Genomic DNA, 13,531 nt, shown 5'->3' with positions numbered 1-13,531 from the left:
TCAAATATATTGTTTTCCATTGTTCCTAAATGTTTGTATTCTATTCCTTCTGGGGCTTCTGGTATTTTTATTTCTTCTCTCTTTTGATATGGTTTTATCCCTTCTTTATTGGCTACTAAATAGTTATATAGTTTTTCTAATTTCTTCATTTGCTTTTCATCATCTTTTTGCTCTATCATTAATTTTGCTATGTATTCTAGGCTTTCTTCTGTTTTCCCTTCATCTAGCATTTTTATTAATTTGCGGACATCTTTTTTGTTCTCTACATTCCTTATTACTGCTTGGCTTTTATGAAATGGATCTAATTGAAAATATACTCCTTCTTCTCCCAAGCTTTCTTTAATCCAACTTGCTCCATCCCCATTTATTATCTTTATTTCTATTTCGTCTATGTTGTATTCTTTTGCTATCGTTGCATCTACTAATTCTTTAAATTCTTTGCTGCTTGCAAATCCTGCACATGCTATTTTATTATGTGTTATATATTCATTACTTCCTGGGCTCCTTTTTACCCATCCGTCGTATGCTACTGCTAATTTTATTTCTTTCTTCCCTCTGCTTTTTTTGCCTTTTGGTCTGTCTTTGCCTTGCATTGATAACCATAATCCATCCATTTCTTGAAATAATATTTTTGTTTCTTTTTCTCCTCTTAATTTGTTTTCTTTGAATAGTTTTATATCTTGTTTTTCTAATTCCGCTATTTTCTCTCCAATCTTTTGTATTATATTCCATGCAGTTGCATGGCTTATGCTTTGATTCGTTAATGATTCTATATTTTTCGCTGCTTCTCTATATGACATTTCTGTTACATTTTCTACAACTTTTTCAATAAGATTTGTTGATATATGCCCTATTGTATCCATTTTTAAATACTCATCTAAAAGATAAACATATTCTTTTTTTCCTTCACTATTTATATGTTCATAAATTCTTTTATCAAATTCAACAGTGCCCATAATTGTCTTTATGTTTGTATGCTTTTTACCTTTACACCTATATTCTTTTTTGTCCCTTTTTTCTAGTAACATATCATCTATTTCCATAAGGATTTGAGCCATTATTTTGCAAGCTTCTTCGCAGACTAATTTGTAAATTTTTACTTCTAAATCCTTGAAATTTATTTCATTTTCGTTTAAACTTAATTTGAACATGTAATCACCTCTATAACGCTTTTTTGTTTTTTCTATTTAAACATTATAGCGGATGATTCATGTAAGTGGAAGGTATCTTTTGGATGCCTTCCTTTTTCTATTTTTTACCGCCTACTAAAATTATACACTAAGTACATAACACCTATGAATAATTATTTATGTTTTGTATTCTGTCTTTTATTGTTACATTTAATTCTTCTCTTTCTAAGTCATAAGATTCACTGTTTTTTTCAACTTCCTTCAAGCTTAACTTTTCCTTCTCTGAGTCAAAGCTAATTATTTCGACTGTAATTTCGTCCCCTATTTTATACTCTTTGACATTTTTTATTAAATCATTTTTGTGCGCTAATCCCTCTAACCCTTCGGAAATCTCTACAAAAGCACCAAATGTAGTCACATTTGTTATAATACCCAATATAATATCTCCAACTTTAAACTTCTCATTAATATTCACCCACGGATCTGGAAAAAGCTTTTTCAAACTTAGTGTTATTTTTTCTTGATCTATTTTATCAACATAAACATCTACTCTATCGCCAATATGCAATACATCATTTATATTCACATTTTTACTCCAAGAAATCTCTCTTAATGGAATCAAACCATCAATACCACCTAAATCAACAAAGACACCAAATTTTGTAATTGATTTTACTACACCTTTTATAACTTGGCCTTCCCGTATGTTTTTTAGCAATGTTTCTTTCTTTTTGTTTTTTTCTTCTTCTAAAACGATTCTCCTTGATGCAACTAATTTTTTGCTTGGAATATAATCAATAATTTTTACTTCAATTTTTTCTCCTAAATATGAGTTTAAATCATCCACATAATGCATATCAAGTTGTGATGCTGGTATAAATGCTTTAACTCCTAATACTTCGGCAACAACACCGCCTTTTACTACTTCAATTATTTTTCCATTTAATATATCTCCATTTTTAAATGATGTATTTAATCTTTCTTCAGCTAATTCGGTATCTGCTTTTACTTTTGAAGCTAAAACATCACCATTTTCATCTTCTCTTTTTATTATATATAGATCGATTTCATCTCCTACATTAAAATCATCACTTATTCTTATATTAGGATTAAGTGATAATTGCGATTTAGGTACAAATGCATCAGATTTATATCCGATATCTGCTATAATTCCATCGTTAAGTATTTTAATGATTTTACCTTTTACTATATCACCGGAATGGATCTCATTAAAAGTGTATTCATTCATAAAATCATCCATTTTTATTCTTCCTTTCTTCCACTTGTAATCTTATCAATGACTTCCTGTATTAAATAATCTGGAGTAGATGCACCAGCAGTAATGCCGACTGTTTCAACGTCTTTTAGAGTAATCAAATCAATTTCATCAGCACTCTCAACTTGTATAGTTTTATCACAATTCTTTTCACATATTTTTTTTAATTTTTGCGTATTAGAGCTATTCTTTCCACCTATGACGATCATCATATCTACTTCTTTAGATATTTTTTCAGCAGATGATTGCCTTTTATTAGTAGCGTCGCATATTGTATTATATGATATTAATTCTTTGACTTTAAGATGCAACAAATCCAAGATATCTTCCCACATTTTTTGCGTTATAGTTGTCTGCGCAACAACACAGGTTTTATCTAAAAAAGGCAATGAATTTACATCATCAGTTGATTGGATAACATAAGCTGAATTATTACACCATCCATTTACACCTATAACTTCCGGATGATTTCTATCCCCTATTATAACAATAGAATATCCTTTCTTATAGTATCCATTGACTATTTTTTGGACTCTTTTTACAAAAGGACAAGTCATATCGATTATTTCTACTTTTTTATTTTTTAATTCCTCATAAATTTTTTTCGGTATACCATGCGTCCTAATAAGTATCTTGCTATTTTCATCTAATTCATCGATGTGTTCTATAGTCTTAATTCCTTTGTCTTCAAGGTCTTTTACAACTTGCGGATTATGAATAAGCTCTCCATATGCATAGGTCTTAGAATCATCACTATTATTCACTTGATCATAGGCCATTCTGACTGCCCTTTTTACCCCAAAACAAAATCCTGCATTGTCAGCTATCAATATTTTCATTGTTTCCTCCTAAATTAACTTTGAAATTTCCAGCATAATCTTCTCACCTATGTTTGCCATATCTTGCGATGTTAAATGTACATTTTGATATTCTTCAAAATAAATAGGTTTACCGATCTTTATTGTTACTTTTGAAAAAAGTTTATAAGTTGACTTTATTCCGATCGGCAATACAGGTGCCTTTCCTTTTACTGACAGGAGCGATACACCAGGCTCAGCCTTTTGCAATTGGCCAGTTTTGCTCCTGGTTCCTTCTGGGAATATCCCAATAGCATGTCCTTTTTTTAAATGATTTAGAGCAATTTTTATAGCGGTTAAATCTGATGTGCCTCTTTTCACTGGAAAAGCACCTAAACCTTTATTTAAAATAAATCTAAATAAAGGATTTTTAAAAAGCTCGGCTTTTGCCATAAAAAAAATTCTTCTGGTAAAAACGGCACCAACAATAGGTGGATCTAAAAAGCTAATATGATTAGGACAAATAATTACAGGACCATAGGCAGGAATATTTTCGTAGCCATCTACTTCTATTCTAAAAATTATATTTATAATAAAAAGAACGATGTATTTGGCTATATAATAAAACATGAGATACCCCCTTTACCCATTAGCTATAATATTGTACATTTTGCTTACTACTTCATCAATACTCATGTTTGTAGTGTCAATAACAATAGAATCATCAGCCTTTTTTAATGGTGCAACATCTCTTTCAGTATCATTCTTATCTCTTTTTTTTATATCATTTAATATATCATCATACTTAACAGGTATTTTCTTACTTGTCAGTTCATTGTATCTACGCATTGCCCTAATTTCAGGACTGGCAGTCAAAAAGAATTTAAATTGTGCATCTGGCATCACAACTGTCGCTATATCTCTACCGTCCATTACGACACTACCCTTATCTGATAGCCTTTTTTGCAACTTTACCATTATTTCTCTTACCTCTGGTATCATTGAAATATATGATACTTTTTCAGAAATGGATGGTGTCCTAATCTCGCTTGTAACATCCATACCGTCTAACAGTACCTTATCGTTTTTCAAGTCAATATCAATCTTGGAAGCCAATTCTACTATTTTATTTTTATCTTCTAGGTTGATATTTTCAATTGCCACTTTATACGTCAAAGCTCTATACATAGCCCCTGTATCTATGTAAGTAAAGTTTAGTTTTTTTGCCAATTCCTTAGCAACTGTACTTTTTCCTGCACCAGCCGGGCCATCAATTGCAACCTTAATATTTAATAAGTCCAATCGCAATAATTTAGCATTTTTCATGTATATGTGCTTAACTTCTTTATCATCTTCACAATTAATAAACACTACGACTCTGATACATTTCTCAAGACTTTTCTTTACGTTCATTTCTTGAAAACACATCATTGGAATATTCGAAATTCCATTATGTCTTAATGCTTCTGCGGGGTAAGCTGCATCAATGTCCTTTGTCGCAGTAAAAAATATAGATATAACATCGCTGCTTTTTATTTTATTGATGCGAAAAATTTCATCAATTAAAGAAATTGTGTCATGAAAAATTGCTTCTTTAGTATTTTCAGTTGTTATTGCTCCTCTAATGGCTTTTATAAGACATCAATCTCCTTTCCGTTTTTCTCTCTTTATAAATTATATAGTAAAAATCGTGTTATAACAATATCATCTCAATCTCACTTTGCCAATGACTTCTATATCACCGTTGACTTTTATGACTGCTGTCTTCTGTGGCTCTATTACATTGTCGCTTGAATCAATTACTTTAACATATAATGTTTGATTGTAGTTTGTTCCATCCATTTCAATGAGATCGCCTTGTTTTATGTTGATTTTTAATTTTTTCTCCTTAAAGCTGTACTTTGGATCTCCATTTATCAATATAAAAGCCTTTGGTGCCTTATCCAAATTAATTAATTCCAATTCCAAAGTTCCATCATTTGATAGATATGTGTTTATGTTTATACCTTCTATTTTTTCGGTAGAATTTAAAAAAACCCTAATGTTATCATTTAACATTAATACTTGAGTCACTACCATAGTTAAAAATCCCAATATGACAAAAAAGGCTATCATATTGTCAAAGCTCAAATAATATACGTGCGCTGACTTTTTAACTCTTTTTCCCATAATAATCCTCCTTATGCATTCTTATATATTTTATGCAAAATATATAAAAAAATGCAAAGAAGGTTTATTTTCAGGAATTTATTCCTGCTAAATAACCAGTAGAAAAAGAAATTTGAAGGTTGAAACCGCCAGTCAATGCATCTACATCAATTATTTCACCGGCAAAAAAAAGTCCTTTAATAAGCCTTGATTCCATTGTCTTAGGATTTATTTCTTTAGTGCTTACTCCTCCAGAAGTGATTATGGCCTCATTTATAGATCGCTTAGATTTTATGCGAAACACGAGATCCTTTATAACATTCACTAAAGCACCTCGTTCCGCTTTTGATAATTCTGAAACTCTTTTATCAGGATTTAAAGAGCTTACCCTTATCACATAAGGTATCAATGAACGTGGAAGCAAATCATTCAAAGAATTCTTCAACTCTTTTTTAGAATATTTTTTAAAATCTCTTTGAAGCCTTTCATCCAGCTTCTCATGATTTAAAGCTGGCTTTAAATCAATTTTTATTACAACATCTCCATCTTCAACAGTTTTAAAAAAGCTGCTTAGTGTCAATATTACAGGACCTGATAATCCAAAATGTGTAAACAGCATTTCGCCAAATTCTTCTCTAACTAATTTTCCATTTATACACAATTTGGCATTAATATTTTTAAGTGTTAATCCCATCATTTCACTGACATCTTCAATGGTTATAAGAGGGACTAATGCTGGATGTGGTTCTACTATTTTGTGGCCCAATTTTTTTGCCATATCATACCCATCTCCAGTTGAGCCTGTAGAAGGATAAGATTTTCCACCAGATGCCAGTATTAAACTGTCACAAAATTCTTTTTTGCCATTAACAATTATTCCTTTGACGCATTTACCATCAATCAGTATATCAGTAACTTTGCTATTGAATCTAATTTCAATATGATTTTCTTTAATGAGTCTTAAAAGGACATCCAGTACATCAATTGCTTTATCTGAAACGGGAAATACTCTTCCTCCTCTTTCAACTTTAGTCATTAAACCATTCTTGTTAAAAAAATCAATTAAATCAGCATTAGAAAAGCTATTTAAAGCACTATAAAGGAATTTGCCATTTGTTGGCGTATTTTCAATAATTTCTTTTATTGAAGCTGAATTTGTTATATTACATCTGCCTTTTCCTGTTATCATGAGTTTCTTCCCTGGTCTATCATTTTTTTCAAAAATTACAACTTCATTGCCTTTTAGAGAACTCATTATGGCAGCCATCATTCCTGAAGGGCCACAGCCAATTACAAAGACTTTTTTCAATTATTATCGCTCCCTTAAATGACATGTATCGTTCAGCAGAACTAAAACGCAATTTCCATCATCTTTTACATCTATTATATTTAATGCTGTATTGTCTTGTCTTATTTTAGGATAAAAACTTAAATCCAAATTTAGCATACCTAAAATTAAAGCTTTGATTGTTGTTCCATGTGACACGATTAGTATATTTTTATTTTTATATTGTTCTATGATTTTATTCGTGGCATTCAATATCCTATCTTGCACAGCTTTTAACGTCTCAGCGCCTTCAATTGTAGCTTCTGGCGGATTAGTTTTCCACGTATGATACAATTCCTTATATGATTTTTCTATCTCATCTACCGTAAGCCCTTCCCAAACACCGAACGATATCTCTCTAAGCTCTGGCAATTTTATAACATCTAAGTTAAAGTTTTTTGCAATAAAAGTTGCTGTTTTATATGCTCTGTCTAAATCACTGGAAAAAATCACATCTATTATTTCATTTTTTAATCTTTGAGACAACAAGTAAGCTTGCTTCATTCCTTCATCAGAAAGTTGAGTATCACTTGCACCTTGAATTTTTTTTTGCCTATTCCATAACGTTTCACCATGCCGTACGATAAACAATCTAGTAGACATCAATAAACCTCCTGCAAATCAATTAAGGCCTTATTAGACTCTTATAGAATTAAATATTCTTCGACAAATATATTCCGTATTCATTCCAAATATTTTCTAATTTTTCAAATGTATCTGTTATCTTATCTTTCTCTCTAATACCGACAGAAACGATCAGTGCATTTATAAGACTCAATGGAGCAACTAATGAATCAACAAATGATGCCATATTACTCTTGGCCAAAAGTATTTCATCGGCAATTTCAGTAAGCGGTGATATAAGACTGTCTGTAATGGCAACTATTTTTGCATTTTGAGATTTAGCATATTTCATAACTTCCAATGTCCTTTTTGAATACCTTGGAAATCCTATACCAATTACTAAGTCCTCTGAATTTACTCTAAGCATTTGTTCAAAAACATCAGATATGCCGGGTTTTACTAATATTACATTCTCAAGTATCAAATTTAGATAAAAACCTAAATACTCGGCTATGGCAGTAGAACTTCTAAAACCGATTATGTATATTCTTTTTGCCTTGAAAATATTATCAACCACTTCTTTGAATGAATTTTTATCTATTTCTTCTTTTGTGGCTTTGATATTTTCTATATCAGATTTTAGCACATTGTTCAAAATAGAAACTTCATCTGTTTCATCTGTCATTTCAAGCCTTTGAACAGTAGTAAGTTTGTTTTTTATCAATTCTTGTAAAGCGCTTTGAAGCTCAGGATAGCCATCATAACCTAAAGTATTTGCAAATCTAACTACCGTAGATTCACTTATATTTATGCTATTGCCCAGTTTTGCTGCAGTCATAAAGGCAGCTTTATCATAGTGGTTTATTATATATTCTGCTATAATTTTTTGGCTTTTGCTTAACTGTGCATAATTATCTTGAATCCTTTTAATTATATCAGCATTTTTATCCATAGTTTATACCCTTTCTATGTTTGATTTTAAATTAGTACCACATATAAAATATTCTATACGTAAGCAAAAAATCCTGCAATCGATGAATAAAAAATGCCAATAAATTTAATAATAAATTTCTTGCTTCAAAAATTCAGATAGACATATCCCACTTTTTTAAATTACCAATGAAGCTATACATAGTTAAGTCGAGTTGTATTGGAGTTATAGAGATAAAACCGTTTTTAACAGCGATTATATCACTATCTTCGTCATTGGCATTTTCTAAAACTTTTCCTGCCAGCCAATAATAATCCATACCTCGTGGATCGATTCTTTTTGTAAAATTCTCAGTATAATTTCTATGGCCTAATTTTGTAATTTTTATACCCTTAAACCCACTACCTACATTCGGTATGTTTACATTTAATAAACAATTTTTTGGCAGACCATTTTGTACAACATTATCTATAAGTTTTTTGATATAAAGCATAGCTTTATTTGATAATTTAGCCTCAGCTTCCAGCGATAATGCAATCGAAGGATAACCATTAATAGCTCCTTCCATTGCAGCCGAAACTGTCCCAGAATATAAGACATCTGTACCTAAATTGAAGCCATTATTAATACCAGAAATTATGATATCTGGCTTTTTATCCATAACTACATCTATTCCCAGTTTCACACAGTCTGACGGAGTTCCATTTGCATAAAAAATTTTAATATTATCATCATCTTTGATTTTCTTAATCCTCAAAGGCTTATGCATTGTTATGGCATGTCCCACAGCACTTCTTTCTCTATCAGGTGCAACGACAACAACATTATAATAATCTTTTAAAAAACCAGCCAATTGGTTTATGCCATCAGAAAAGACGCCATCATCGTTTGTCAGCAAAACATTCATACGCATCCTCCTACTATATTATTACATTCATGTACTGAATAATTAATATGATTTTAATATAAAATTAATATATAAGCAAGGAGTGATAATGTGATACAGATTGATGACGCTGGAAGTGGAAGCTTAATCGGTGGGACATGTATTGGTGTTATGAGAGTCGAAACTAATGAATACCATTATGATATAATACCTCTTACATACTATACGGAGGATAACTTTAGCAAAAAATTGTATTTGCATAAAGCCGCTGAAATTTCAATCGGTTTTTTAGACCAAATGAAAGTAGACAAAAATGAGGAAATACATGTCTGCAGAGGTTATATGTTTGACTATTTGAGAGAATATCTAAAAACTAATGGTTATAATTACAAAAGCACAAAAATATTGAATCCACTTCAGGATCGAATAGAGAATACTTTTGAAAACTATGCATTATCTCTTGGTCTTTCAAAGAGATTTCTCAGTTATACAAAATATCCTTTTCATTTTCACAGATTATTAAAGTGGGTTTATGCTGACTATGATAATAGGCGTAAATTGTGTAAAACTGGCTGGAAAAGCTTTATAAAGTATGGATCATTACGGTTTGACGAATCATACTCAGAAATAACTAAAAATAAAAATATTTTTTGCCTTAAATGTGGTGAAAAAATTGATAATGGTCCAGTAAAGATAATCAAATTTAAAAGCAATTTTTTAAACGTTATTTATGTACATGTAAAATGTTGAGATACCATACTTTGGTACCTCAACATTTTTATATTTTACCAGCAGTGATGTGGTATACAAATTTGTTGACCTGGATATATTAAGTTTGGATTTGGTATCTGTGGATTAGCTCTTATTAAGCAGTCTAATGGTATGCCATACATATTAGCTATAGTCCACATTGAATCTCCAGGCCTTACTATATACATTTCTCTGCAATGTCTCTCTGGCGGGCAATATGCTGGTATACAAATTTGTTGTCCCGGATATATTAAATTTGGATTCGGTATCTGTGGATTAGCTCTTATTAAACAGTCTAATGGTATGCCAAACATATTCGCTATGGTCCACATTGAATCTCCAGGCCTTACTGTATATGTCGTTCTACAATGTCCAGGGTAATATTGTGGATCAGACATTGTTAAAACCCCCTTTCATTTTTCTATTACATGTTATGTTTATTTTAAAATTGTGTTACACAACTATTTTTAAGATAAAAAAAACCATAGGCTTTATACCTATAGTTTTTTTGTTTATATTGGGTGAACCCTCTCTTCGATATTCAATAATGTTGAATCAATTTTGTATTTTTTAGCTTGCCTATACTCAAAAAACCTTCTTGCTACTTGAGGAAATAATGCATATGATAAAACATCTTCATCTTGCTCTATAAATTCCTTTATCTCATTTTTAAATTCATCCAATTGAGGACTTAGTAAATCTGCTGGCCTATTTGAGATTATTTCTTCATCGCCAATTATTTTCTCTCGTATAGAATCTGAAATTGGAGCTGGTGGCATCCCGTATAAACCTTTGACATAATCTTTAATTTCTTTAGGAACTATTTTATATCTTTCTCCTGTAATAACATTTAAAACAGCCTGAGTTCCAACCATTTGACTCATTGGAGTAACAAGAGGAGGGTATCCTAAATCTTCTCGTACCCTTGGAACTTCTTTCAAGACATCCTGATATTTGTTTAATGCGTTCTGCTGCTTTAGCTGTGAAACCAAATTCGATAACATTCCCCCTGGTATTTGACTCTCTAATGCTTTAACATCAACAGACATAAGCAAAGACATATCGCTGTCATTTTTGTGATTTTGCTTAACCACATTAAAATACTGAGCTATCTCAGCAAGCAATTTTAAATCTAACCCTGTATCATATTCTGTATCTTTCAATGCAGCCACAATTGATTCTGTAGCTGGCTGTGATGTTCCTAAAGCAAGAGAAGAAATGGCTGTATCAACTCCGTCTACACCAGCTTCTATGGCTTTTAAATAAGTCATTGAAGCCAGTCCTGCTGTATAATGGCTATGCAGTTGAATCGGCGTGTAAAGTGCTCTTTTTAGAGATTTAATCAGATCGTATGCAGCATAAGGTGATAATATTCCAGACATATCCTTAATACATATAGAATCCACACCCATATCTTGAAGAGACTTTGCCACTTTCAAGTAATGATCTGTATTATGTACAGGACTAACTGTATATACAATAGCTGCCTGCACATGAGCACCTGCGCTTTTTGCAGATTTTATTGGCACTTCTAAATTTCTCACATCATTTAATGCATCAAAAACTCTTATTATATCTATACCATTTTCAACAGATTTTATTATAAATTCATTTACAACATCATCAGGATAGTGTTTATATCCAAGTAAATTTTGACCTCTTAACAACATTTGAAGAGGCGTCTTCTTAATCGCCTTCTTTAAAAGTCTTAATCTTTCCCATGGGTCTTCGTTCAAGAATCTCATACATGCATCAAATGTAGCACCGCCCCATGCTTCCAACGAGAAAAAGCCAACTTCATCTAATTTCTCTGCTATAGGAAGCATTTCATCAGTTGTCATCCTAGTTGCCAGCAATGATTGATGTGCATCTCTTAAAACAGTCTCCGTTATTTTTATCTTAGACATTAAAACTCCTCCTTTACTCAATATTATACTCTTGTTAAGTTAATATTTCTATAAAAAAATAAGACCAACTATTAAAAACTGGTCTTATTTTAAAAGAAACTTATCATAAGAATGATAGAATAGACTCTCTGATCAATTTTGCAGCTAAAATCGATGTTATACCTGAATGATCGTAATCAGGCGATACCTCAACCAGATCCATACCTACAACATTTAGATCTTTCAACATGTGTATTGCACTTAGCGCTTCTTTTGAGGTTATACCGCCGGGTTCAGGAGTACCGGTACCAGGTGCAAAAGCGGGATCTAAAACATCTATGTCCCATGTGATATATATAGGCTTTGATTTTATATTATCAAGTATTGATTTCAAAGGTTCAACAACATCATATAAGAACATATTGGTATTTTTGAACGCGAATACAAATTCCTCTTTAACACCTGAGCGTATACCAAAATGATACATATTTTTTTTGTTTACAAATTCAGAGGCTATTCTTAAAACTGTGGCATGGGAATCTCTTTCTCCAAAAAATTCAGTTCTCAAATCTGTATGTGCGTCAAAGTGAAGCACAACTAACTCATTTCCGTACTTTTTAAAAACTTTTTCTAAGATTGGAGCACTTATTAAATGCTCACCACCCAAAAATATCGGCTTTTTCCCAGCATCTATAATATCTTTAGCAGCATCACCAATTATATTTAAACATTTTTCTACATTTCCATAAGGTAATATCAAATCACCATAATCATAATACTTTTTGTCTTTTAAACTTCTATCCAAATATACACTGTACTCTTCTAATCCTAAAGACGCCATCCTTATTGCCTGTGGTCCAAAGCGTGTACCAGGTTTAAAGCTTACAGTGTAATCCATAGGAGCACCTACAATCACAATTTCAGATTTATAATAATCATCGTTGCTTCCTAAAAATTTTCCACCGTTTGATAAATTGTCTTTTATTATCAAAAACTATGCCTCCTCAAAAATTTCTTTTACAAATTTCGGCAATACGAAGCTGGCCTTATGTAACTGTGGCGTATAATATTTTGTGTCAATATTAGGAATATTATTCACATCTACAGCTTCAGGATCATACTTCTTAGAACCCATTGTAAAAGTCCACAAATGCCCCGGATATGTCGGTATAGTACATATATATGGCTTTACTATTGGGTAAATATTTTTAAACATCTTACTTAATTTATTTATTAAGCTACCATAAATAAAAGGTGACTCTGTCTGTGCTACTATAATTCCGTCTTCCTTTAAGCACTCATACACAGATCTATAAAAATCCTCTGTGAATAACCCTACCGCAGGGCCTATAGGATCTGTCGAATCTACAATTACAACATCAAATTCATTCTTGTGCTCACTCACATAATTTATTCCATCGCCAATCATAATCTCTACTTTTTCATCATATAATCCACAGCTAATTGTAGGTAGATATTTTTTCGAATTTTCCACAACACGATCATCAATCTCTGCAAGAACAACTCTTTCCACTGAATCGTGCTTTAAAATTTCTTTTACGGCACCACCATCGCCACCACCTACTATTAAAACGCTTTTAGGATTTTTGTGAGTAAAAAGCGGAACATGCACTATCATCTCGTGATATACAAACTCATCTTTCTCTGTCGTTTGCAAAATTCCATCAAGAATCAATACTCTACCATAAAATTCAGACTCTATTACGTCTAACTTTTGATATTGGGTATTTTCAGAATTCAATGTTCTATTTACTTTTAATGAATAACCTATAGAATCGTTGTGATGTTCAGTAAACCATAGTTCCATTTTTCATT

At 31.6% G+C, this 13,531-nt stretch carries 15 protein-coding genes; 1 reads left to right on the top strand and 14 read right to left on the bottom strand.

Going from position 1 to position 13,531, the window contains the following annotated elements; translation table 11 throughout:
• From HNR52_RS04380 to surE, 10 genes are all read right to left on the bottom strand, one after another.
• Positions 1 to 1,151 (bottom strand): ISLre2 family transposase (locus HNR52_RS04380; RefSeq protein WP_435619788.1); only part of this gene is annotated, 1,151 nt, incomplete at its 3' end.
• 142 nt (positions 1,152 to 1,293) lie between these two features.
• The gene (locus tag HNR52_RS04375; protein WP_435619787.1) at positions 1,294 to 2,391 is read right to left on the bottom strand and encodes a 30S ribosomal protein S1; all 1,098 of its coding nucleotides are present in this window, start codon (positions 2,389 to 2,391) and stop codon (positions 1,294 to 1,296) included.
• A gap of 2 nt (positions 2,392 to 2,393) precedes the next feature.
• Positions 2,394 to 3,245, bottom strand: a complete 852-nt coding sequence (locus HNR52_RS04370) for a 4-hydroxy-3-methylbut-2-enyl diphosphate reductase (protein WP_013788013.1) — start codon at positions 3,243 to 3,245, stop codon at positions 2,394 to 2,396.
• Between the two features lie 9 nt (positions 3,246 to 3,254).
• Positions 3,255 to 3,833 carry a lysophospholipid acyltransferase family protein gene (locus HNR52_RS04365; RefSeq protein ID WP_013788012.1) on the bottom strand — a complete coding sequence of 193 codons (579 nt, stop codon included), beginning with the start codon at positions 3,831 to 3,833 and terminating at the stop codon, positions 3,255 to 3,257.
• A 12-nt stretch (positions 3,834 to 3,845) separates the two neighbouring features.
• A complete protein-coding gene (gene cmk, locus HNR52_RS04360; RefSeq protein ID WP_268257781.1) occupies positions 3,846 to 4,829 on the bottom strand; it encodes a (d)CMP kinase in 984 nt (327 codons plus the stop codon).
• A gap of 78 nt (positions 4,830 to 4,907) precedes the next feature.
• A complete protein-coding gene (locus tag HNR52_RS04355) occupies positions 4,908 to 5,372 on the bottom strand; it encodes a hypothetical protein (RefSeq protein ID WP_013788010.1) in 465 nt (154 codons plus the stop codon).
• 70 nt (positions 5,373 to 5,442) lie between these two features.
• Positions 5,443 to 6,660 carry a BaiN/RdsA family NAD(P)/FAD-dependent oxidoreductase gene (locus HNR52_RS04350; RefSeq protein ID WP_435619786.1) on the bottom strand — a complete coding sequence of 406 codons (1,218 nt, stop codon included), beginning with the start codon at positions 6,658 to 6,660 and terminating at the stop codon, positions 5,443 to 5,445.
• 3 nt (positions 6,661 to 6,663) lie between these two features.
• Positions 6,664 to 7,281 (bottom strand): histidine phosphatase family protein, encoded by a 618-nt coding sequence (locus HNR52_RS04345; protein WP_013788008.1) that lies wholly within the window; start codon positions 7,279 to 7,281, stop codon positions 6,664 to 6,666.
• Positions 7,282 to 7,330: 49 nt separating this feature from the next.
• A complete protein-coding gene (locus tag HNR52_RS04340) occupies positions 7,331 to 8,194 on the bottom strand; it encodes a MurR/RpiR family transcriptional regulator (RefSeq protein ID WP_013788007.1) in 864 nt (287 codons plus the stop codon).
• Positions 8,195 to 8,327: 133 nt separating this feature from the next.
• Complete coding sequence (surE, locus tag HNR52_RS04335) at positions 8,328 to 9,080, bottom strand: 5'/3'-nucleotidase SurE (RefSeq protein WP_013788006.1); 753 nt, start codon at positions 9,078 to 9,080, stop codon at positions 8,328 to 8,330.
• A 90-nt stretch (positions 9,081 to 9,170) separates the two neighbouring features.
• Here surE and HNR52_RS04330 point away from each other — a divergent pair, with 90 nt between their 5' ends.
• Positions 9,171 to 9,809 (top strand): hypothetical protein, encoded by a 639-nt coding sequence (locus HNR52_RS04330; RefSeq protein WP_013788005.1) that lies wholly within the window; start codon positions 9,171 to 9,173, stop codon positions 9,807 to 9,809.
• A gap of 35 nt (positions 9,810 to 9,844) precedes the next feature.
• On the opposite strand, the gene safA is transcribed toward HNR52_RS04330, so the two are convergent.
• The 4 genes from safA to speE form a co-directional block, all read right to left on the bottom strand.
• On the bottom strand, positions 9,845 to 10,207 hold the full coding sequence (gene safA, locus HNR52_RS04325; RefSeq protein WP_013788004.1) for a SafA/ExsA family spore coat assembly protein: 363 nt from the start codon (positions 10,205 to 10,207) through the stop codon (positions 9,845 to 9,847).
• Between the two features lie 114 nt (positions 10,208 to 10,321).
• A complete protein-coding gene (locus tag HNR52_RS04320) occupies positions 10,322 to 11,716 on the bottom strand; it encodes an oxaloacetate decarboxylase subunit alpha (RefSeq protein WP_435619785.1) in 1,395 nt (464 codons plus the stop codon).
• A gap of 103 nt (positions 11,717 to 11,819) precedes the next feature.
• Entirely contained in the window at positions 11,820 to 12,686 is an 867-nt protein-coding gene (gene speB / locus HNR52_RS04315; protein WP_013788002.1) for an agmatinase, read from the bottom strand.
• 3 nt (positions 12,687 to 12,689) lie between these two features.
• Entirely contained in the window at positions 12,690 to 13,523 is an 834-nt protein-coding gene (speE, locus tag HNR52_RS04310) for a polyamine aminopropyltransferase (RefSeq protein ID WP_013788001.1), read from the bottom strand.
• Between the last annotated feature and the right edge of the window lie 8 nt (positions 13,524 to 13,531).

This window comes from Thermoanaerobacterium thermosulfurigenes, assembly GCF_051201035.1.
GTDB lineage: Bacteria > Bacillota > Thermoanaerobacteria > Thermoanaerobacterales > Thermoanaerobacteraceae > Thermoanaerobacterium > Thermoanaerobacterium thermosulfurigenes.
This window is presented reverse-complemented; position numbering and strand designations above follow the sequence as displayed.